Here is a 24194-nt window from a genome sequence, read left to right as displayed (position 1 = left end):
TAATAAAAGACAGCCTCCTTGTGGCTAAATTATCACTTCTATAAATTATTATTCTGCGATCACAAATTTTCTTGTTATCTCAAGCTCTTCTTTATCAGAAGTAAAACGAATAAAATATGTACCTGAAGCTAAATTGCTAATATCGATTTGTTGTTGACTACCTTGATTGGTAATTTCTTTCACTAATTGACCATACATAGAGAAGATCTTAACGTTATCAATAGTTCTATTACCAGTGGTTACGTTAAGTGTTCCTTTTGCTGGAATGGGATAAATTTTAAATGCATCTGCATCTTCTGAACGAAGACCACTTAATGGATACGTATCTAGTCTTGCGCCTCCACCTTCTATACAGAAATCAGTCGCTTCAGAGCCATCAAATTCACCTCCACTTACAATTACTCCAGCATCACTGGATAATGTATAAGAACCGTTACCAAATCCACAGCAAATACCATCACCAAATGAATCAAGAATAGTAAAGGTATACGTATCGTTAGCCAGATCTGTGAATGTTTCTGTTACAGTAGACCCATCAGGGTTAGCGGTAGAATAGCTATCAGAAGCTACTACAGTTCCTCCAGAATTTGTTAAAGTCCAAGAAGTTTCTTGAGGATAATTATCAAATGTAATACTTAGTGTAACGTCTCCAGAAACACAATCTCCACCTCCGGGTCCGCCATTAGCAGATACTTGTACATTATCAATAGCAGCATCTGCTCTCCAGGTACTACCGGTAATTCTATTAAATCTTAACTGTGTTCCAGTGCCTACATAATCAGCTAAATCGATGTTTGCAGTCTGCCAAGAATTCCCTTGGTTACCACTCCTAGTCCAAATAGTTGTCCAAGTAGTTCCTTCATCATTACTAGCCTCTACACTTAACGTTCCAAAATTATTGGCACCAAACATGTGATACTGGAATGAGAAAGAAGCTGAAGCTGCCCCAGTAAGATCAAAACAAGGAGAAGTTAGGATAGCTTGCTTATTAGGAAAACCTGTTCCGTTACCAGAAGCTTCTACATAAATATAACTGGAACCATCAATAGCACTAGCAGGACCGGTTCTATTAGAAGGTGTTCCTCCAGAATTAACAGTCCAGTCAAGGTCATCGCCAGAATCTTGTGTCCAGGATCCAACTCCTGCTTCAAAACTTTCAGCGTAAGGAGGTAAAGTTCCATCCAAACATCCAGAAGCTACAGGAGTCGTCACACTAATAGAATCGCTTGCTGCAGACTCATTTCCAGCAGCATCTCTGGCTATAACAGTAAATTCATATGTCGTCTCTGCAGAAAGTCCTGAAATCACGGCTGAAGTATCTGAAACAGTTGCTACCACTACTCCATCTTGCAATACATCATATTCTGCAACTCCTACATTATCTGTAGATGCATCCCAACTAAGTGTGGTTTGTCCTGCAGTAGTGTTAGAGGCTGTAAGATTTGTTGGAGCTGACGGAGCTTCTGTATCGGGAGCTTCTGTGGTTACTGTTAATGCATCACTAGCGGCAGACTCATTTCCTGCAGCATCTTTTGCAATTACTGTAAAATCATAGGATGTAGACGGAGATAAACCAGAAATATCTGCAGAAGTGGTAGCGACTGTTGCTACTAACACTCCATCCTGAAATACATCATATGCTGTTACTCCCGTATCGTCTGTGGATGCATCCCAACTAATTGTAGTAGAAACATCAGTGGTATTTGATGCCACTAGATTTGTTGGAACTGATGGAGCTTCAGTATCTGGCGTATCTGACATTAAATTAAATGCCACTACGTGATTTTTTCTAAATCCAGCATCAAAATATTCTGCAGTATGCCAGAAGGTCATGTCATCTGTAGGATCTATCGTCATATGACCATAATCACCATATCTAAAAGAAGGATCTACCTGAGTTCCATCTACTGCACTCTGCTCTACAAGAGTCATAGTCCCAACCGGATCACTGGCAAGTCTACCTGTATAGCGAATAGAAGGGAAAACAGAGGTGCTTACCACTGTATAGGCTAATCCTATATTACCTTGACCATCCATAGCCATACTACCACAAAAAGCACTCAAACCATCAGGTTGCACATACGTTCCTTCCTGAAAAATAGTCCAAGGTTGTCCGTCTGCCGTCTGTCTAAACTCATACCAACGAATACCTGCAAGGTCATCGTTACCATCCAGATCAACCGCAAAATTAAATATCATCGAATTATGGGTTGGAAAACGTCTATAAGTGGTCATATACAACATAGTAGCCTGTAATGCATCTATGTCATTTCCGCTTGGTTGTGGTAGATTAGAAAAAGAACCTCCATCAAATACACTATCAAATGGAGCTGTCAGAACTTCTTGAGGCTGAGAAATCGTTGAATTAGCAACATTTGTCCAATCTACATCTGTAGTCCATACTTTTACGTGATCTTGAGATACTCCAGCCCATCCGTCATCTTGTAAATAAATTACCGAATGCCCTGCGCCTACAGGAGGCAGCGTAGGTCCAGTAGCACTAGATCCTCCTGGACTATAAAAACCGCTGGTAGTGATACCTGGTAAAGGGAAACCAACAAACTGAGCGTTTGGATCTCCTACTAACATTAAATCTCTTTCTACAGCATACACAACCTCGCTGGTATCTGCAGAACTAGAATCTTTATTAGCAGTAATATAATATCCGTCGCTCCATATTGATATTTTTTCATAATCAGGGAATGACCCTGTATTAAATCTGTAAGTAAACCATCCGTCATTAACGGGGTCAGGGCCTTGTCCAACCGCAATTAGAACACCATTAGGGGTATTACTAAACTGCATAATAACGAACCGCTCTGCATAATTATCATATATTACTATTGGATCTCCTAAACTTTCTCCTGGAAAAATCGTCGCGAGAGAAGCTTCAGCCAACAGAACATTTCCTGCTCTATCACGAATTCCAAAACCAGAATTAAATGCATATACATAATGATTAGGACCAATTGCTCCCGTCGGATCCGTAGGAGTACTAAATCCTTGATGCGATTGAAAATTAGCAACCTCGGTAGAAATGGCCATTCTTGCAGATTTTTGTTGGAACTGCATCAATGGGTCCGGTTGTCCCGCTACAGGAAGACCTTTTCCAGGAACATAGGTGTTTTTACCTCTTCTTTTTTCCTGACCGTGTTTTATCATTCCTTTAGCGGAAATAATATTATCCATTTTTGATAATGGGGGAATACTTCTAACATATTCAGCTTTGCCAAATAAGCTAGCTTTCTGGGGGTACTTCTGAGCAAAAAGCCCAAAACTAATGAGCATAAAAAATGCTACATAATAGAATTGTGTTTTCATATATCTAAAATTTGGTTAACAATTACTTCACTGAACCAATTTTAGCATAAATATTAATTCTTAAGCTCGAGATAAGGGGGACTTATATAAGCTGAGCACACTATCAATCCTTAAAAAAATCATAATTTCTAAGAGTGCTAAATATATGTTATTTACCAACGGAATAAAAAAAATAGATGTCATAAAATACTTACAATCAATAGGTTACTTTAAAACCGTAATTCATATATGGAATTCATATACACTCATTTATTTAACAATAGGTGCTTTTTTGTGTATTATTTAACAAAAACTAAATAACTCTATTTTTCATAGTATATTAGTAGAGCATGCTTCACCCCTTATAAAATATGGGTAAAATAAAACATTACGTTTTGAAAAAAAGAAAAAGAGTTGTAAATCAATACAACTCTTTCCCCACCAAAATAGGCTAACACTTAAAAATGAAATTAAAGCTAAAATCAAATTTGTTATATTCTATAAACGTAAAATCTATAGAGAACCTTGCCGATTATGGTAATTCTTAAAGGTCAAAACGCAACCCTAAAGACACATTGTTCTGATCTATCGCCGCGTTTTTAAAAATTGGAGATACATCATATTTCAGGTATAGCGACATATCTCCAAAACCCATGTATGTGCTTACACCATAAATTAAATCGCTCGTATTGTAGTCTCTTTTAATTTTATCTTTTACCCTATCACCGTTTTCTTTGTACTTTAATTTTTGACGAGTACTAATATTCGCACCAACGTATCCTCCCAATCCAATTCTAAACTTTCTTGCTGTTAAAAATCTAAGTTTTTCTTCTGTTTCAACTCTTTTTGAAGGACCGAACTCGAAATGTAAAGGAATAACAAGATTATCCATTCTAAACTTTGATTTGTCAAGCTCTAATCTAAACTCTTCAAGCTCTGTTTGATCTCCATTTTCAACAAAATACCGGTTATCTGTCGGTTTAAGACCGTTAGACTGGTATGAAATACCATATTTTATTCGCATAAAGTTAGAGTTTTTAAAAACTCGGGTTTTCCAGGCGAGTCCTAATTCAAAAAACCTACTTCCTGCGATCTTATAATCAGAATCATCTAAGGACTGACCGTCTACAATAGCATTATTTAATCCAAAAGCTACTACTAAATCAGAATATGTGCGTCTATCATATCTTATTTTATCTTTCTTTCCATTTTTTAAATTAATTCCGAATAAGATATCACCATCATCTTTATCCTTAGCTCCTAAGCCAATAGAAAGCTTCGTTTTACCATCGGCTAAATACTCACTATCATTTCTTCCGAGAAGAGCAATTTGGTTATCTATTATTGCCAACCTATTTTCGATATTTAGTGCATATTTCTGTGCGGCATCTTCCTTTAGTTTTTGAGCTTCTTCATTCGTAATCTCTCCTTCAACCAACCGCTCATTAATTGCCTCCACTTCTTTCTTAAGTCCTTCTTTTTCTGCTATAACTACAGCTTCTTTTTCTTGTTTTAATTCCTCAATTTTATCCGAATTTTTCTCGCTCTGTGCATTTAAAAAAAAGACATTGAGTGTCATTGTCGTTAAAACGACATACATTATTACTGTTCTCATAAATATTAGATTTTGCTTACGATTCCCTCTCACCAAAGAGAGGGAATTCATAAGACTTGATTGATGAATGTTTAATTATCTCTTTCTGCCACAGAAGTTTTTAATTTCTCGAAACCTGTCTTAAGCGCTTCAAAAACACGATCCTTGAATGACTCATCTAACTCATACTCTACATCTAGAAGTAGAGTTGATGCACTTACTGTATTAGATTTTAAAATTCGTTCTGTTGTAATTTCTTGCTGAGCTTTGCGCAATAACGCATCAACCTCTTTATCTGTAACGACCTCATTACCTGCTTCAATTTCCTTCACTTTTGCTATCAAACCTGCTACTTTACTATCTATTATACTAGGATCAACGAACTTTAAGGTTTGGTCTTCTCTTACAATTTCCTCCTTAATCGTATCAATTTGCATCACAACGACTTCTGTAGTAGAATTATTAATGGAATGTTCCTCAAAAAAAATGTTATTATTGACATCAGCTTTACTTTTTGCTTTACTGACTCTCTTTTTTATTTCGGTTGGCACTAAATCACTATTCTCTGCCATAACAACAGGTTCTTTGACCAATTCTTTATCTTCAAGATTTTTTGATGGTACAGCTTCGAGTTTTTCAGTTTTTAGGGTTATTCGGTCTTTCGACTGATTCTCTTTAGAAACTTCTTTTTTGGTATCAACAAGCTCGATAGGTTGAAGCTTTTCATTAGAAGTAATAAAGACAGTGGAAAGAATCAAAAACCCAGTAATACTGGCTGCGACACCAAACCACCAATAGCTCTTTACCTTTTTGTGACTGTTTTTATTGTTTAATTGTTGTTCTAATTTATCCCAAGATCCATTAGACGGTTGTATGGTGCGCTGCTCCAACTTCTCTTTTATGCTATCTTCAAATTTTAATGGCGCCATTACTAATACTATTTTGTTGGTTTAACTTTTGCTGTAACATTTTTCTTGCCTTGAATAACTGAGATTTTGACGTGCTTTCACTAACTCCAAGCATGGTAGCTATTTCGTTGTGTTTATATCCTTCTACAGCGTATAATACAAACACCATCCTATAACCTTCTGGCAAATTATCTATCAATTCCTGAATCTGTTCTACTTCTAATTCTATATGAATATTGTTCCAAGATGCCTCATTACTAACAGGAATATCTTCTGTAAACAATATTTGTTTTTGTTTTCTCAAGAATGAAATAGACTCGTTTACCATAATCCTTCGTATCCATCCTTCAAAACTTCCTTCAAAATTAAACTGTTTCAAATTTTTAAACACCTTAAAAAAGCCACTTAGCATCACTTCTTCAGCAAAATGAATATCCCGAATATAACGTCTGCAAACACTCAGCATTTTAGGTGCATATGTGTCATACAGCAGACGCTGTGCATCTCGATGCTCTTTGATAGCTTTTTTAATGAGCTGTGTTTCGTTTTTATAAAACTGAATAACTTTCAAAGTAATAATCAATTATTTAAGACCCTCTATTTACATAGACGAAGTATGAATCAAAAAGGTTGCCTGACACGACAAAAAAATTACTTTTCTTTGTCAGACCCCTTAATATCATCTATAACCCACTGCAATTCTAAGTCTTCATTATTTAGAGTGCTTTTTATTGGAACATCTGGTTTAATACCATAACCATCCGGTTCTATAGTATAAGGTGCATTTATTTTCATTAAACCTACACGCATATTAATTTTAGAGTGGGGCAACTCTACCTTTGCATAAACTCCAGCCACTGTACCATTATAAGCTCCTCCCGTCTCTTCTCCAACAAAAATTGCTCTCTTGGTTGCTTTTAAATGTGTTGACAGAATACTACTAGCCGAAAAACTTTCTCCGTTAATTAAAACATATATTTTGCCATTATAAGTAGTAGGTTTAGGCTTTCTTAATTTACTATGTTTGAATTTAAAATAAGCTTCTTTATTTTCTCTTTTAACCTTAAAAATTTGATATATCCCCAATACCGGTGACAAAACAACAGCTGCTGTTTTTGTAGGCCAGGATTTTGTGTGAAAATAAGGATATAAAAAACTAAGTCGTCCGGTCATTTTTGATTTCTCTATGAATATATATTCTTTATCCGTCAAATAGGAATATAAATCATCTATTTCAACTAACCTACCCCCTGTATTACCTCTAAGATCAATTATTAAATTTTTACATTTCGCAGAATCAATTTTGGCAAAACTTTCTTTATAAAATTCTTTATAGCCTCCGTTGGTAAAACTTCTAATTTTCATATAAGCTACAGGTGTCTCTGTGTCCGACTCTAAAAAATTAAAATTTCTATGATACTCCCCAGTTCTTTTGTTAAATCCATATTTGTGATTCTTTCTATATAATTTCTTTCGCTTTTCTTTAGCAATTTTCTTGTCCGATTTGCTAAGTTTTTTCTGAAGTGAGATAGTAGTGTCTTTTTTAGCAGGAGCTTTTATTTTATCAAAGTTTGCATAAATGTATTTCGTGTATACACTGTCTTTGAATTTAAGATTCAGTAATATACTGTCCTTTTGTATATGGGTATTAGAGTAAAAAAAACCAAAACGACTTCCAATGAATTCTGGAATAAAAGTCTCATTATATCCGTCACTGGCATGAAGTGTTCTGAAACCACCTAATAGATTACTAACCTTTTCATTATCTACAGCAATCACTTCTGAACCTGGCAATAATGTGGTGTCACCCTTAAAAACTTGTTTTACAAACAATTTGTCCTCTGCGGTATGAAATGATAAGGAATTAAAAGGTGAGTCTCTTTTTCCTTTTTCTTTTATTTCTTCTTTAGATTGTTTTTGACCAGGAACATGAATTGAAAGATGCCCTTGCTTTATACTGGTAATTACTGGAGCAAATACTTTATAAAATTCTTTGGATGTTAACGGCTCTGTTAGTTCACTCTTTAGATCTACTATCTTTTTATCTAATTCATCTTTTGAGACATACCAATGTATATCGGGATGTAGTTTTTTTAGTTTTTTGTAAGCATAATCGACGTCTTGACGCAGTTCATTAGGACTATGGGTTTTACTAATTTGTTGATTGAATTTTTCTACCGATCCACAACTGGATAATATTACAATCCCAGCGTATAAGAATATTTTTTTAGTCATTAATGGTATATAGTTTAATTATGATGAATCTCACTTCTTAGATAAAGACGCCCAAAAAGACCAAACGATTGCCTAGGCCTAAAATTAGTTATTAACCCTCAAAACTAATACCAATATTTTTGTTTTGGAAACTTATCCTTTAAAAGAGTCGTGATGTAGTCTAAAAGAAGGACTACTTTTTACGATCAATTACGTAATTGACCATTAATTCTAAAGATGCTTTATATTCAGATTCAGGATATTCTAACAGTATAGCTAGTGCATCTTCTTTGAATTTATTCATAATATGGGTTGCATACTCAAGGCCACCACTTGTTTTTACAAAATCAATAACTTCTTTAACTCGTTTTTTATTTTTATTATGATTTTTAACAGAATTAATGAGCCATTTCTTCCTTTCTTTCGTACAATGGTTTAGGGTATAAATTAATGGCAATGTCATTTTTTGTTCTTTGATATCAATTCCGGTAGGTTTCCCTATTGCAGTATCACCATAATCAAATAAATCATCTTTAATCTGAAATGCCATACCTATTAGTTCGCCAAATTTTCTCATCTTCTCCACAGAGTCAGAATCGGGTTCTACAGAACAGGCCCCCAGACTACAACAAGCAGCTATTAATGTGGCAGTTTTCTGACGAATAATTTCGTAGTAAATTTCTTCTGTAATATCGAGATTTCTTGCTTTCTCAATTTGCAACAATTCTCCTTCCACAATCTCTCGAACCGCTACAGAAATGATTTTTAACAAATCAAAATCTTCATTATCGATACACACTAGCATCCCTTTGGATAGTAAATAATCCCCAATAAGTACTGCTATCTTATTTTTCCAAAGTGCATTGACTGAAAAAAAGCCTCTACGGCGATTAGAATCATCTACCACATCATCATGGACAAGGCTGGCTGTATGTATCAATTCTATAACAGAAGCTCCGCGATAGGTGCGTTCTGCTATTTCGCCTCCAGATACCATTTTAGCAACCAGAAAAACAAACATTGGACGCATTTGTTTTCCTTTCCTATTGACGATATAATGCGTAATTCTATTGAGCAGCGCTACTTTTGAATACATTGATTGCGAAAACTTTTGTTCAAAAAGTTCCATCTCATCAATTATAGGAAGTTTTATTTGCTCAACTACTTTCAATCTGAGGTTGATAATTTTGTTTTCTAACTAGTTGCGAAGATAGTATAATCCTTATTGAGGGTCAAAACAGATTATGAATAATTAACATCGAAAACTGAATTATGACTTATTTGCCAATTGCCCACAAGCAGCGTCAATATCTTTTCCTCGGCTTCTTCGGACATTTACTACAAAACCCTTGGATTCTAAAGCTTTAATGTAATTTTCGATTGCAGCATTAGAAGCTTGCCGAAACTCTCCATCATCTATAGGATTGTACTCGATGAGATTTACTTTACAAGGAACATATGAACAGAATGTAAGCAATGCATCAATATCTACTTTTCTATCGTTAATGCCTTGCCAAACTACATATTCATAAGTGATACGACTATTGGTTTTCTTGTACCAGTATTCTAGGGCTTCTCTGAGATCAGTAAGCGGAAAATTTTCGTTAAATGGCATGATGCTAGTCCTTACTTCATCGATTGCAGAATGCAAAGAAACGGCTAACTTAAAACGTACCTGATCATCTGCCATTTTTTTTATCATCTTTGGCACTCCCGACGTCGATACTGTAATTCTTTTAGGCGACATTCCTAAGCCCTCAGGAGAGGTTATTTTATCGATAGCCTTTAAGACATTGTTATAATTCATCAGAGGTTCTCCCATGCCCATAAAAACTATATTGGATAATGGTCGATTATGATACAATCTACTTTCATTATCAATAGCAACCACCTGATCATATATCTCATCGGGATTAAGGTTTCTCATTCTTTTAAGTCTTGCGGTAGCGCAAAATCTACAATCCAAACTACATCCAACCTGAGAAGAAACACAAGCCGTTGTTCGAGTTGGAGTCGGTATTAGTACTGATTCGACAACCAATCCGTCATGGAGTCGAACCGCATTTTTTATAGTACCATCCGCACTGCGCTGCATTTGATCTACCCTAATATGATTGATCACGAAATGATCTTCCAGTAGCTGTCTGGTAGCTTTTGAAATGTTAGTCATCTCATCAAAACTATGAGCACCTTTGTTCCAGAGCCATTCATATACTTGATTACCCCGAAAAGCCTTATCACCGCTTGCTACAAAGAATTCTCTAAGTTGCTCTTTTGTGAGCGCTCGTATGTCTTTCTTTTTTGACTTCATTGCATTGCAAAAGTATGCAAAAGATAAATGCCTGTCTACCTGAAAGCCTAAACTATTTTGGAAATTATAATGTTGGGATGATATATTTAGAATTTAACCGTACGGAAGTCTTCTCGGTTATCTTTTAGTGAATTTTCCACACGTTTCCACTGGTGAACACCACCGCCTCCTTTGTATCTAACATTTAGTACATTCATATCATCCTCATCTATCCAGATTTGACAGGAAGATACTTTTCCGCTTCTTATATCTGTAAACCGACCATCTGCATATTTAAGTTCACCTTTACTCCTTAAGTTTTTAATAATAACTAAACCTTCTACCGGTTGGTTTTTATCGTCACCTTCACACTGATAACAAACAGCATCTCTTTCTGATTGACGTAGCATGCGTTGAATAGAACCAAAAACTTTATTTTCTATCATATACAATTGAACAATATTGATGGCCACTCCTGTTTTTTTATCATAAGCTTTCCATTGACCCAATATTGGATTAGCATCAAAAGAGCCTAATAAATCTTCTTTTAGTTCTACGTCCACAGGGTTATCACCTAACCATATTTTAAAAAGAGCTTGTTTAAACTCTAAGCAATCCCTTACAGAACCAAGTCTTTCGGTATTTTTATACAGTGTAAGTTTCTTATCTGCTGTATAAATAATTTTAAAAATTTCATATTTGTCAATTGAACTTGGAAGAAGTTTAAGAAAATCTCTAATTTGATCCTCCATCAAATAACTATTACCATCTGTAGCTCTTTCTAATCCATTCCTAATTATTTCTTTTATCTCTTCATTAGAAACATCAGCAATGGTTTTTATAGTAAGTGCCATGGTAGTATTTTTATCCGCAACCATTAGTCCATCCTCAACACCATCGACCTCGAAATCAAGATATAATCCAATAGCGTATAGTCTATCTCTTTCACCAGCTCCATTCAACATGAGTTCGGCGTTCTCAAAAACATCAATGTCATTGAAATGAAGATCTCCCACCTTGGTTTGAGAAAATGAAGAAAAGGTTACAAAAAATAAAACGATGTGTAATATTCTATTCATAGGTTATTAGTTTGGTTCACTAATTTATTTAAGGCATTCGCAATAAACGACTAATATCTTAAAAAGAAGAACGGTTCATTCGTTACACCCTTCTTTTTCGATAAAACACAAATTTAATCGATATAACGCTAGAAAAAATTACGGCAAAACCGTAATTTTTTCTTAAAAGTTCCGCAAAATACTCATTTTTTATGGAATAAGCATTATAACCTTTTAATTTTTAGATATCTACATCAAATCCTTTTAAAAGAACTTAGTAACTAACAGTGAAAAAACTATATTTTCCAACGTAAATCTTCAAATGAAAAAAACTCTATTTTAAGATAAAAATAGAGTTTTTAAAAATTTTGTTTAAAACAAGTTTAAATGATCAGCATAGCATCACCATAAGAATAAAACTTGTACTTTTCTTTAACCGCTTGTTCGTATGCTTCTTTAATAAAATCGTGACCTGCAAAAGCAGAAACCATCATCAATAAAGTTGATTTAGGGGTATGAAAATTCGTAATCATACTATTTGCAATGCTAAAATCATAAGGAGGAAATATGAACTTATTTGTCCATCCCCTAAACTCATTTAAAGTTTTGTCTGAAGAAACCGAACTTTCAAGAGCTCTCATTACAGTAGTCCCAACTGCGCATATTCTTTGTTTATTGGCAATACCCTTATTAATCGTTTCGGTAGCGTGAGCAGTTATATATGCTTCTTCACTATCCATTTTGTGTTTTGAAAGATCTTCTACCTCTACAGGGTTGAAAGTTCCCAAACCAACGTGCAGCGTAATTTCTGCAAAATCCACACCTTTTATTTCCAGACGTTTCATTAGGTGTTTAGAAAAATGCAAACCAGCAGTAGGTGCAGCAACTGCCCCTTCATTCTTTGCATAAATTGTCTGATATCGTTCTTCATCTTCAGGCTCTGCTTCTCTTTTTATATATTTAGGCAAAGGTGTCTCCCCTAAATCTGTAAGCTTTTGCCTAAATTCATCATAAGACCCATCGTATAAAAAGCGAAGTGTACGACCTCTAGACGTAGTATTATCAATCACCTCTGCAACAAGACTTTCGTCATCTCCAAAGTATAATTTATTACCGATTCTTATTTTACGAGCAGGATCAACCAATACATCCCAAAGACGAGTTTCTGAGTTTAATTCACGTAATAAAAACACTTCAATTCTAGCACCGGTCTTTTCCTTATTACCATATAACCTGGCCGGAAAAACTTTAGTGTTATTAAGAACCATCACATCGTTAGGTTCGAAATAATCTATAAGATCTTTAAATTGTTTATGCTCAATAGTTTGATCTTTTCGATTGAGAACCATTAAACGAGCTTCATCCCTATTTTCTGATGGGTATTCTGCTAATAAATCCTGTGGAAGGTCAAAATTGAAATGTGATAACTTCATTAGTGTTTGTTTTTTGGAGGTGCAAATATACAATCTACAAATAGGGGTTGTCAAGTAAATGAGCAGATATATTTTTATTTATTCTACTTTGAAATCTAATTTCTTTAAATCATTCCAAAAATCAGGATAGGATTTTGATACTACATCCGCATCATTAATAAATAGAGTGGTTCTTAAAGCAAGCGGGGCAAATGCCATAGCCATCCGGTGATCATGATAGGTATCTACAGACATATCTGGTTTAATGGATGTAGCAGGAGATAATTTTAATGTATCTTCTGTTATAGTTACTTCTCCTCCTAATTTTTCAATTTCTGTTTTTAAAGCCTCCAATCTATCTGTTTCCTTTATTTTAAGTGTATGTAAGCCTGTCAAATAACAACCTTTACCTAATCCAAAACAAGTGACCGCGATTGTTTGTGCAATATCCGGTGAGTTCGACAAATCTAATTCCAACATTTCTGGATAATTGGACCCAGTAGTTTTAGCTAAAGTAATTGTATTATTATGAAAAGTAGTTTCTACTCCCAATTCCTCGTAAATTTTGGCTAAGATCGAATCTCCTTGATAGCTCTTTTTCTTATAACTTCCGAGCGTAACCGATCTATTTTTGGACAGGGCTACCAAGCTATAAAAATAAGAAGCAGAGCTCCAATCTGACTCAACCACAACTTTTTTCGGAGAAACAACTTTTACTGGATTAATCGTAATGAGATTATTTTCAAAGCCACCAGAAATCCCAACTTCTTTAAGTAAATGTAAGGTCATCATTATATAGGGTACTGAAGTAACTTTTCCTTTAAGCTCAATTTCCAAACCAGTAGGTAGAGAGGAAGCGATTAGCATTAATGCAGATATATATTGACTACTTACATTAGCATCTAAAGCAACCTTGTTCGTTTTCGGATCTTTTCCAAAAATCTTAATTGGAGGAAATCCTTCTTCTTTTTCATAGCTAATGTCGCATCCCAATTGTCTTAGCGCATCTACGAGAATTTTAATGGGGCGCTCCTGCATTCTTTTACTTCCGGTCAAAATGGTTTGTCGACCTTGCTGTACTGCAAAATATGCGGTAAGAAAACGCATAGCAGTTCCCGCGTGATGAATATCTACAACCTCTGTATCACTTGATAATGCAGCCTGCATAAGTTGTGAATCATCGCTATTAGATACATTCTCAATTTCTATTTCAGGATATAATGCCTGCAGAATCAATAATCTATTAGTTTCGCTCTTGGATCCTGTAATTTGCAGGGTATTACTTTTAATATTCGAAATGTGGTTTAATTTCAAATTCATCTTTTGTTTGATTTGCGTTTTCTTAATTCAAAATAATATCCTAAAATCATTCCATATACTAATCCCCCGACGATTCTGGACAGCATATATCTTACCCAAAGACCATTTTTTATTTTGGCATCTAAAAAAGTTTCAAAAGCTAAACCCTGATATTGCATTAAGTGCTCAATTATACTAAACAACACTACAAAAACAAGCCCTAATGACCCAACTGAAATCCAATATTTTTTGGAAGAAATGATAGATTTAAACATTATTTTAATTTGTCGTTATTGTGATGCCGATCGTGATCTCTTTTTGTTTTCAAATCAAGCTTTTTATCAAAAGCTTCCTGTAGATCAACTCCTGTTTGATTTGCCAGACATAAGACAACAAACATTACGTCTGCCAATTCCTCTCCTAAATCCTTATTTTTATCACTCTCTTTTTCGCTTTGTTCTCCATATCGCCTAGCTATGATTCTAGCCACCTCCCCTACCTCTTCGGTAAGTTGTGCCATATTGGTAAGTTCGTTAAAGTATCTGACCCCATGATTTTGGATCCAGTCATCAACTGCTTTTTGTGCATTTTTGATATTCATTTTTATATTTTTTTAAGAACTACTTGTTCGTTTTCTTTCTGTATTACCTGATTATAAAATTCCTTTACAGCTTGGTAATAGCTTGCTGGAATTACCGGAGCTGTAATGGTTTCGTCTACCACAACCTGAATTACGCCGTTAGTAACATTAGACCTAAAGATAAATTTACCCATATTATTTGGAAGTTTAAGTGCGGTGGATTTTGGACATTCAACCACTTCGTACCCTTCAGGTATTTTAATATTTACCATATATTTATTAGAAAAACTATACCCAAAATCTATTGGATATTTTCTATCATCTGACTTAAAAACATTCTCCTTATCCCTCAAAAATAACAAAGGTGAAAAGAATATCTCGTCTTCAATCGTTTCAATTTGATCTTCTACTATAAAATTGAATTTTTCGTTCACTTCTTTACCAAGTTCTTTGACTCCTTCCACCGTGTATTCTTCTATTTCGGAAATGCCAAATTCATTTTCAAATCGTTTTGTTTTATCCTCATTATCCTTTGCTGCATTCTCTACTCTGAAATCATGAGCTATATAATCCCTATGATTCACACTTACTTTTCCTTTCGCAATTCCCTTTTCATTAAGTTGACACTGCAATCTGTAAGCCTTTACTGAAGGTTTATCTGGTCTAAAATCTACTAGTTGGGACGTCCTATTTTCGGCTATAACTCGCCCCATTCCTCTAATTATCCTATCTGGTAGAATATTTAACATACCATATTTATCGGATGCATCTAAATAGAAGATTTCTTTATCAGATATCTTAACTCTAGCAAGCACGTAGTTAAATCCACTAATTGTTGGAAAAAGAGCTACTGGACTATCACTTGAACTACAAACAACGGGGTGAGCTTGCAAACCAGCATATCGCAACATAGATACTAGTGTTAAATTAATATCTGCTACGTTTCCTTTACCCTCCTTATAAGACTTTTTAGTTCCTTTGTATGTAAATACACCTCTCATTTCGTTCCAGGTCATTTTATTTTGAAGGTATTTAAAAATAACTTTCATTTTTTCATGAGGATTATAAACTCCTGCAATCAAACTATCTATATCATTTTTAAAATAATTTGTTTTATTCAATTGATCTCCAAAATTCGAACTGTTAAAGATATTCTTAATAACATCATCCCATGTTGTGGCTCTATGATCAATTGCTCCATATCGATATTTAATGTAGGCTAACTCATAATTTATTGATGAAATATAATTCTTTGAATTCCCACAGTACGGTTCTTCCTTGAAAGCCGGAACATTTATCGAAATTATTTTGTCTGTTAATTCTTTATATGAATCCCCATATTGGTTCAACCACTTATCCGATTCTGTTAAATTTATTGGCAAATAACCCGTTGTTACTTTTTTAAAATTAAAATACTCTGGTGTTATAATTTCAATATCTTGCTTTTTAATTGGGATACTTTCTTGTAAATATATCTTTCCAACATTAAAAAGAAATGGTGAAACGATTTTGTATTTAAATTCTATCACCGAGCCTTCTTGCAAAGATGGCATGGTAAATGTTATCTCTTCAATATTTTTTGAATGCTCGGTAGTAAATATTCCATCTTCTTTTAATTCTGTTTTTACTATTGAATCCTTTTTAAAAGAGTAAGTAGCTCCTTCTAAATAAAGTAATTTCTCAGAATTGCTGGTACGATTAAACAAAAGAATTTCTTGACTCGCGTGGTCAAATCCATTCTTATTATAAAGTTTTATACGTTTATGCACTTCAGTAATTAACCTAAAACCATTGCCTTTATGATTTTGGATATGTTTCTTCTGCGTCTCGAAAAGAATAACTGCATTCGCTGAGCTATCAAGAGGATATGATTTTTCTAGTAATTCTTCTTTTGAAACTTTACCGAACTTGTATTCCTGCGCTTTCATATTAACCGAAAAAGCAAGAAGCACAAGCATTATTATTTTTTTCATTATCGGACTATTATTCTTTTGGGTATTTTAATACGAATTTTGATCCTTACAACAGATAAGACTCAGTCATAAAGATCAATAATTCTATTTAGATTTTTTTAAGAACTACTTGTTCGTTTTCTTTCTGTATCACCTGATTATAAAACTCCTTAATAGCCGGATAATAGCTTGCCGGAATTACTGGAGCTGTAATTGTTTCATCTACCACAACCTGAATTACACCATTAGCAACGTTAGATCTAAAGGTAAATTTACCCATATTGTTTGGAAGTTTAAGTGCAGCGGATTTTGGACATTCAACCACTTCATAACCTTCAGGTATTTTAATATTTACCATATACTTATTAGAAAAGCCGTATCCAAAGTCTACTGGATATTTTCTATCATCTGACTTAAAGACATTCTCTTTATCTCTTAAAAACAATAAAGGCGAAAAGAATATCTCATCCTCTATGGCTTCAATTTGATCTTCTACCGTAAAATTGAATTTTTCGCTCACTCCTTTTCCATACTCTTTAACACCATTGACAGTATATTCTTCTACTTCAGTAATTCCGAAGTTGTTTTCAAAACGTTTTGCTCTGCTTTCATCATCCTTTGCTGCATTCATTACCCTGAAGTTATGTGCTAAGTAATCTTTATGATTTACGCTTACTATACCTTTAGCCACTCCCTGGTCATCAAATTCACATTGTAGTCTAAAGGCTTTTACAGAAGGCTTAACAGGTCTGAAATTTACCATTTGGGATGTCCCATTTTTGGCAATAACTCTTCCCATACCCTTTATTATTCTATCCGGCAAAACATTAGGCACACCATACTTGTCTGTAGCATCTAGATATATTACAGCTCCATCTGCTAATTTAACCCTACTGATTACGTAATTAAATCCATCAATGGTTGGAAAAAGCGGTATGACCATATCGCTAGTACTACAAATCACGGGATTTGCATCAATACCGGCTTCTAAAAGCATAGAAGTAAGCATTAAGTTTATCTCTGCTACACTACCTGTATTTTCTTTGTACGCCTTTTTAGTGCCACTGTTCGTAAAAACACCTCTTCTTTTATTCCACGTCATTTTTTTCTTTACATAGTCATAAATTTTTACGGTCTTATCTAATTGACTATTCAGTCCATTGATCAAATTAGCGATATCTTCCTTATAGTAATTACTTTTTTTCAGTTCTTCTCCAAACCTTGAACTCTCATAAATTGTTTTAGCGACATCCTCCCAAGTCGTAGAACGATAATCGGCTGGTTGATTAGGATACTTTACATAAGACAACTCATAATTAATAGAGGATATGTAATTCTGTATATTACCAGAATAAGGCTCATATTTAAATGCAGGTATGTTTGAAGAATTGACTTTATTAATATTAATCCTGTAATCCACTTCATTGGTAGAATATTGAGTATTTCTACCCAGGGCGCTAACACCACCTGATCTTGATTTTGAAGTGAGATTAATAATATCTTGCGTACTGGATTCTTTAAGATTAATTGGTAAATATCCTGTAGTTAACTTTTTAAAATTAAAAAACTCCGGCATTTTTACCTGAACCTCCAGCTTTTTTATAGGAATCACATTTTGCAGATAAATCCTATCTATGTTATATATAAAAGGAGAAGTAATTTTATATTTAAACTCGATAACAGAACCTTCTTGTAAAGATGGCATGGTAAACTTAAGCTGATCCTGATTTTCTGTATATTCATTTTCGAATATCCCATCTTTCTTCAATTTGGTTTCTACTACTTTATCTCCTACATAAGAATAGGTTTTCCCTTTAAGGTTACTTATTTTTTCCTTGGTACCTCCAGACTTATATAATAATATTTCCTCAGTCGCAAAATCAGAACCTTCCTTCGTGTATAATTTTATTCGTTTAAAAACTTCGGTAATTAACTGAAATCCATTTTGTTGATTAAAACTGTAGTAAACATTTTTATTTTCATATAGGATCGCCGCATTCACCGAGCTATCCAGAGGATATGATTTTTCTAGTAATTCTTCTTTAGAAACTTTACCGAATTTGTATTCCTGCGCAATGATATCTGATGATATAATCAGAAATACAATAACTATTATCTTGTATAATTTTCCCATTGTTATGTATTAGTGGTTACTGTTGTTTAAGTACTATTTTTGTTTTATCTGTCTTACGAATGTTAGCCATGAACTGTCTATATTCTTCGTATTTTTCTTTTGGGTATTTTCCATCATTTATTTTTAGTTTTCTGGTAAACTTCAATTTTGATTCATCTAACTTTTCAAGATGGTAAGAATATGTTCCGAAAATAGTTTCTAATTCTTTGGGCTCCGGAAGCTTATTAGCTTCATAACCTGAAGGTATATTAATGATATATTCGTCAGAATCTACATATCCTCTGGAAATAACCAATGGCGTTTTTCTGTTTTTGTATTTAGGATTTTTATTTTTTACTCGATTAAAGGCATTGGGAATCACTAGGAGTCTGCTTCCGGTCTTTGTTGCATAATTCCTTGCATTTACTTTTAGTTTTTCTTGATAGCTAATATTATCCTTGTCATCCTGTAAATCCAAAGACAGGATATTTAAATTGTTTACATAATCCCAATATTCCTTAAAGTATAATTTTTGATCTTTAACAGGCTTTAATTTTGTCAAATATCTCCAATCATATTGCAACCCTTGGGAAACAGATACGATGTCTGCGACCATGGAAGCATCGGGTTGCAGAAAAATGTTGGCAGTAGTATGCGATGTATTTTCTTCGGGACTATATTTTTTAGTTCTTTTGATTTCTCCTCCTTCCGGTTTGATCACAAGCACGTTTCTATCATCAGTAAAATCGCCGATAAAATTAAACGGAGCAGTCTGGCTGGTACATTCTAACCATATATCTTCTTCTTCATCGGGTACATTTAAGATAACGTGATTTCCTTGCATAGAAGCAAAATCAGCATCAATATCTCTTTTATCAGAATCCCCATAGACTACGGTATAATACGCTGGAATATCTTGACTTTCTAAGAGCGCTTTTGTATAATTTGTTAAGGCTTTACAATCTCCATAACCTAATCGATCTACATCTTCTGCCATCATAGGCATCCATCCACCTATACCTAACTGTACACTTACATATCTGGTTTTGTTTTGCACATATTCATAGATGATTTTTGCTTTTTCTTTTTTAGAACCTGCATTTGCTACTAATTCAGAAATCTTACTAATGACTGATTCGGGTAATTGATCTCTTCCTGATACTAAATTTTGATATTGCCATTTACCCATACTTGTCCAATCATCCGCTGCGCCTTCGACATTAACTAAAGAAAAGTTCCCTAGGGTCACTTTCCCGTTAGGTGCAACATCTTTAAAAGAAGGACTCTTGTATTCTTTTTTTATGGCAGGGACTTTGGATATGACGTAAGCTATTTCCTGATCTCCTTTTGTAATTTCTATCGGATATCCATCAAACGATTTTTCTTTTGTTCTTAATGGAATTTTCTCTGGATTTATAACTTTATATGAAGCTTTTTCTACACTTAGATGATAATTTGCTATTGGAAACCAAGGCTCTATAAAAGCTGTATTTTTGGTCTCTACTTCGCTTTCATAAACCATTGTGTAGGGATAGCCAGTAGGCGTATGATCAAAATAAATAAATCGGTTATCACCAATAAGAGAAAAACCATCGTACATACTTCTATCACTAAAATCTTTTCTCTTATACTTTTTAATTTCTTGTCCTAAAGCGTTATAAACTGTAGCTCTAGCTTTTTTAATTTTGGTATCCGGATCGTAAGGCTCATAAGAATCTGCGTGACGATTTCCATATTTATTTAAAACTGTGACAATACGTTTTGTTTTTACGGTAACAGAGCTTATTGAATTCACTTCAATCACTATATCCTCTGATCTTACAATCGCATTTGCATTTTCAGTAAGGATAGAATCTATAAGTATGGCTTGTAAACTTAGATCATCTTGAGCTTGTGTTCTTGCGAAAACACATAGAAAACCCACAACTAGGAATAGCTGTATTTTTTTAATCATATGAAATTTATTTTGGGGTGTTTATTTATTCTTTACTTTTTGTATCAATTATGATGGTAACCGGTCCGTCATTAAGAAGCGAAACCTTCATATCGGCTCCAAATATACCTGTTCCAACATTTTTACCTAAATCTAATTCTAGTTGCTTCACAAACTCTTCGTATAACGGAACTGCAATTTCGGGCTTTGCTGCTTTTATATAGCTCGGCCTGTTTCCTTTACGTGTACTAGCGTGCAATGTAAATTGACTTACAACAATTGCTTCTCCGTTTATATCCTTTATACTTTTGTTCATCACGTCGTTATCATCTCCAAATATTCTTAACCTACATATTTTACCAGAAAGCCATTCTATATCTTCCATATTATCTGAATCTTCTACACCAATCAATATTAAAAGACCTTCGTCTATTTGCGAGATCATTTCTCCTTCAACCTCTACAGATGCCCTAGACACTCTTTGAATTACCGCTCTCATTATGTAAGTGTCTTAAGAGAACAAAATGTTACCATCGAAATGCAAAAAAATAGATTAATCTTCATTATCGTAATTATTTTTCCTGTAATGCTCTTCTTCTCCTTCCAGAATTTGCAGGTAACTTTTATACCTGGACCAAGGAATTTGTTCGTTATCCAAGGCATCTTTAACCGCGCATTTAGGTTCATTAATGTGAAGACAATTATTAAATTTACATTGCTCCTTAAGTTCAAAAAATTCGGGGAAATAATCACCTAGCTCTTCTTTATCTATATCTACAATACCAAATCCTTTAATACCGGGAGTATCAATAATCTTAGCATCAAAACTAAGATCGTACATTTCTGCAAAAGTAGTTGTGTGTTGACCTTGCTGATGCTGGTCGCTAATCTCTGCAGTTTTAAGAGATAAATCAGGTTCTATCAAATTAACTAACGTAGATTTCCCGACACCACTATGACCTGAAAACATACTGACTTTTCCTTCCATTAAGGATTTCACCTGATCAATATTCTTGCCTGTTTTTGCAGAAATACCAATGCATTCATACCCTATTTTTCTGTATAAAGCAGCTAAATATTTTATTTCGACAAGCTCCTCTTCATTATAGGTATCTATTTTATTAAATAGCAGCACTGCTTTGATATCATACGCTTCTGCCGTTACCAAAAAACGATCAATAAAAGTTGTAAATGTTGGTGGATTATTTAACGTAATCAATAAAAAAACCACATCAATGTTTGCGGCAATGATGTGGGTTTGTTTTGAAAGATTTACAGATTTTCGGATTATATAATTACGGCGTTCTCTGATATTTTCGATCACACCGGTTTCTGTATCATTCTTAGTTTCTAACTTAAAATCTACTATATCACCAACGGACACAGGATTGGTACTTTTAATACCTTTTATCCTAAATTTACCCTTTATTCGGCACTCGTACACCTTACCGTTATCTGCTTTTACGGTATACCAACTTCCGGTAGATTTATATACAGTTCCTGTCATAACCGCAAAGATGCAAATAAATCTCTATACGCAATAAGCATTCTGAATATTTAAGATCTAGCAACTTTTTCCTGATGATTGATTGATTCCTGGTGAATGGCTTTGTATATTCTTAAAATGAATTCCTCACTCAACCCTTTTTCTTCTCCTTCAAGGATCATTTTACCTAGAATTTCATTCCAACGTTTGGACTGCAAAATAGCTACATTTTGTTTTGCTTTCGCTTTACCAATCTCGTCTGAAATTTTCATTCTTTTAGATAAAATATCTAATAATTGGTTGTCCGCTACATCTATTTTTGCACGCAATTCATTTAAGGTTCTTTGGTAAGCCTCATCTACGCCAACTTCTTTACGAATTTTTAAGTTTTTCATATGCTGAATTAAAGTATCCGGTGTAATTTGCTGTGCAGCATCACTCCAAGCGTTATCGGGATCATAGTGCGTTTCTACAATTAATCCATCAAAATTAAGATCCAACGCTGTTTGTGAAAGATCAAAGATCAAATCTCTTCTTCCCGCAATATGTGAAGGATCCAAAATTAAAGGTAAATCCGGAAAGCGATTTTGTAAATCAATCGGTATCTGCCATTCTGGAATGTTGCGATATTTTGTCTTTTCATAAGTCGAAAAACCTCTATGAATTACTCCTAAATTTTTAACATCGCAGGTATACAAACGTTCTACAGCACCCAACCAAAGAGATAAATCAGGATTGATTGGATTTTTTACAAGAACAGGATTATCAATTCCTCTACAAGCCTCTGCAATATCTTGAACTATAAACGGAGAAACTGTACTTCTTGCTCCAATCCATAAAACATCTACGCCGTGTTCTAATGCTAATTCCACGTGATGCGGATTTGCTACTTCTGTAGCTATTTTCATCCCGGTTTCTTCCTTGGCGCGTTGCAACCACTTCAAGCCTAAAGCTCCCACTCCTTCAAAGTTACCCGGTCTTGTTCTCGGCTTCCATATTCCTGCCCGTAAAACGGTAGCATCAGAATCCTTCAGCTGATGTGCTATTTTTACTACTTGTTCTTCAGTCTCTGCACTACAAGGACCTCCAATAACCAAAGGGTGATCCAAGTTATATTCGTCCAACCAGTTTCTTAGTTCTTTTTTATTCTCCATCTTTATTTTTTAATTCTTTATTAGTATTAGTTTTAGGTGGTTATTTTATGATATTCCTTTCAGAATTGCTTTTATATGATTCGTATCTTCCATTTCTTTATAAATCTCGACAAAATTATCCTCTTCCATTAATTCTTTAAATTGTATAAGATTTGCAATATATTCATTTAGAGTTTCGATGACATTCGCCTTATTATGTTTAAAAATTGGCGCCCACATTTCTGGAGAACTTTTTGCCAATCGAACGGTAGATGCGAATCCACTGCCAGCCATATCAAAAATATCCCTTTCATTTTTTTCTTTTTCAATCACAGTTTTTCCAAGCATAAAAGAACTGATATGAGATAAGTGCGATACATATGCTATATGTTTATCATGGGAAGCAGGATCCATGTAACGAATTCTCATTCCTAATCTGGTAAAAATTTCCATCCCCTTTTCCTGCAGTTTAAACGCTGTTTTTTCGACTTCACAAATAATATTGGTTTTCCCTCTATACAAATTCGCAATAGCTGCTTGAGGTCCAGAAAACTCAGTTCCGGCAATAGGATGTGCTGCCAAATAGTTTCTTCTTTTAGGATGCTCACTTACAGATTGACACAACTTCTCTTTTGTAGATCCCACATCAAACACTAGACACTCATCAGTGATCTTATCTAAAATCTCCGGCAAAAGTTTGACCGTGACATCAACTGGTATGGCAGTAATAACTACATCCGCACTATCTAATTCATCTAAACTTGATTTTTTATCTATAATTCCCAAAGACAGTGCCTTATCCAGATGATTCTCACTCTTATCAATACCATAAATCACTGCTTCATTAAAAGCAGCTTTTATATCAATAGCAAATGATCCTCCGATTAACCCTATTCCTATGACGAATACTTTCATTTTATTT

At 34.3% G+C, this 24194-nt stretch carries 19 protein-coding genes; all 19 read right to left on the bottom strand.

Features of this window, described 5'->3' with window-relative positions; genetic code table 11:
• Nucleotides 1-48 precede the first annotated feature (48 nt).
• Nucleotides 49-3321, bottom strand: coding sequence for a fibronectin type III domain-containing protein (locus tag ACE94K_RS07900; protein WP_378182438.1), 3273 nt, complete (start codon nucleotides 3319-3321; stop codon nucleotides 49-51).
• A gap of 523 nt (nucleotides 3322-3844) precedes the next feature.
• Nucleotides 3845-4915: a hypothetical protein gene (locus ACE94K_RS07895; RefSeq protein ID WP_378182435.1), complete on the bottom strand. Its 1071-nt coding sequence runs from the start codon at nucleotides 4913-4915 to the stop codon at nucleotides 3845-3847.
• Between the two features lie 71 nt (nucleotides 4916-4986).
• On the bottom strand, nucleotides 4987-5823 hold the full coding sequence (locus tag ACE94K_RS07890; RefSeq protein WP_378182432.1) for a hypothetical protein: 837 nt from the start codon (nucleotides 5821-5823) through the stop codon (nucleotides 4987-4989).
• The gene (locus ACE94K_RS07885) at nucleotides 5804-6373 is read right to left on the bottom strand and encodes an RNA polymerase sigma factor (RefSeq protein ID WP_378182429.1); all 570 of its coding nucleotides are present in this window, start codon (nucleotides 6371-6373) and stop codon (nucleotides 5804-5806) included. Before ACE94K_RS07885 ends, ACE94K_RS07890 begins: the two co-directional genes overlap by 20 nt.
• An 80-nt stretch (nucleotides 6374-6453) precedes the next feature.
• Nucleotides 6454-8037, bottom strand: a complete 1584-nt coding sequence (locus ACE94K_RS07880) for a S41 family peptidase (RefSeq protein ID WP_378182426.1) — start codon at nucleotides 8035-8037, stop codon at nucleotides 6454-6456.
• A 172-nt stretch (nucleotides 8038-8209) separates the two neighbouring features.
• Entirely contained in the window at nucleotides 8210-9187 is a 978-nt protein-coding gene (locus tag ACE94K_RS07875; RefSeq protein ID WP_378182423.1) for a polyprenyl synthetase family protein, read from the bottom strand.
• Between the two features lie 99 nt (nucleotides 9188-9286).
• A complete protein-coding gene (gene rlmN / locus ACE94K_RS07870; RefSeq protein WP_378182420.1) occupies nucleotides 9287-10327 on the bottom strand; it encodes a 23S rRNA (adenine(2503)-C(2))-methyltransferase RlmN in 1041 nt (346 codons plus the stop codon).
• An 86-nt stretch (nucleotides 10328-10413) separates the two neighbouring features.
• Nucleotides 10414-11385 (bottom strand): chalcone isomerase family protein, encoded by a 972-nt coding sequence (locus ACE94K_RS07865; RefSeq protein ID WP_378182418.1) that lies wholly within the window; start codon nucleotides 11383-11385, stop codon nucleotides 10414-10416.
• A 362-nt stretch (nucleotides 11386-11747) separates the two neighbouring features.
• Nucleotides 11748-12797 (bottom strand): tRNA preQ1(34) S-adenosylmethionine ribosyltransferase-isomerase QueA, encoded by a 1050-nt coding sequence (gene queA / locus ACE94K_RS07860; RefSeq protein WP_378182415.1) that lies wholly within the window; start codon nucleotides 12795-12797, stop codon nucleotides 11748-11750.
• A 78-nt stretch (nucleotides 12798-12875) separates the two neighbouring features.
• On the bottom strand, nucleotides 12876-14096 hold the full coding sequence (locus tag ACE94K_RS07855) for a 3-phosphoshikimate 1-carboxyvinyltransferase (RefSeq protein WP_378182412.1): 1221 nt from the start codon (nucleotides 14094-14096) through the stop codon (nucleotides 12876-12878).
• Nucleotides 14093-14350: a hypothetical protein gene (locus tag ACE94K_RS07850; protein ID WP_378182409.1), complete on the bottom strand. Its 258-nt coding sequence runs from the start codon at nucleotides 14348-14350 to the stop codon at nucleotides 14093-14095. The genes ACE94K_RS07855 and ACE94K_RS07850 overlap by 4 nt, the downstream gene beginning before the upstream one ends.
• Entirely contained in the window at nucleotides 14350-14676 is a 327-nt protein-coding gene (locus ACE94K_RS07845; protein ID WP_378182406.1) for a nucleotide pyrophosphohydrolase, read from the bottom strand. Before ACE94K_RS07845 ends, ACE94K_RS07850 begins: the two co-directional genes overlap by 1 nt.
• A 2-nt stretch (nucleotides 14677-14678) precedes the next feature.
• Nucleotides 14679-16628, bottom strand: coding sequence for a DUF3857 domain-containing protein (locus tag ACE94K_RS07840; protein WP_378182402.1), 1950 nt, complete (start codon nucleotides 16626-16628; stop codon nucleotides 14679-14681).
• An 88-nt stretch (nucleotides 16629-16716) separates the two neighbouring features.
• Nucleotides 16717-18741, bottom strand: a complete 2025-nt coding sequence (locus tag ACE94K_RS07835; RefSeq protein ID WP_378182399.1) for a transglutaminase — start codon at nucleotides 18739-18741, stop codon at nucleotides 16717-16719.
• Nucleotides 18742-18757: 16 nt separating this feature from the next.
• On the bottom strand, nucleotides 18758-20674 hold the full coding sequence (locus ACE94K_RS07830; RefSeq protein WP_378182396.1) for a DUF3857 domain-containing protein: 1917 nt from the start codon (nucleotides 20672-20674) through the stop codon (nucleotides 18758-18760).
• A 25-nt stretch (nucleotides 20675-20699) separates the two neighbouring features.
• Complete coding sequence (dtd, locus tag ACE94K_RS07825; protein WP_378182393.1) at nucleotides 20700-21152, bottom strand: D-aminoacyl-tRNA deacylase; 453 nt, start codon at nucleotides 21150-21152, stop codon at nucleotides 20700-20702.
• 54 nt (nucleotides 21153-21206) lie between these two features.
• Nucleotides 21207-22160, bottom strand: a complete 954-nt coding sequence (gene rsgA / locus ACE94K_RS07820) for a ribosome small subunit-dependent GTPase A (protein ID WP_378182390.1) — start codon at nucleotides 22158-22160, stop codon at nucleotides 21207-21209.
• Nucleotides 22161-22210: 50 nt separating this feature from the next.
• Nucleotides 22211-23293, bottom strand: coding sequence for a chorismate mutase (locus tag ACE94K_RS07815; RefSeq protein WP_378182387.1), 1083 nt, complete (start codon nucleotides 23291-23293; stop codon nucleotides 22211-22213).
• A 45-nt stretch (nucleotides 23294-23338) separates the two neighbouring features.
• On the bottom strand, nucleotides 23339-24187 hold the full coding sequence (locus ACE94K_RS07810; RefSeq protein ID WP_378182384.1) for a prephenate dehydrogenase: 849 nt from the start codon (nucleotides 24185-24187) through the stop codon (nucleotides 23339-23341).
• Between the last annotated feature and the right edge of the window lie 7 nt (nucleotides 24188-24194).

It is taken from the genome of Aquimarina besae, from assembly GCF_042434905.1.
In the GTDB taxonomy this organism is placed as follows: domain Bacteria; phylum Bacteroidota; class Bacteroidia; order Flavobacteriales; family Flavobacteriaceae; genus Aquimarina.
The sequence above is the reverse complement of the archived record's forward strand: the minus strand, read 5'-3'. Positions and strand labels throughout refer to the sequence as shown.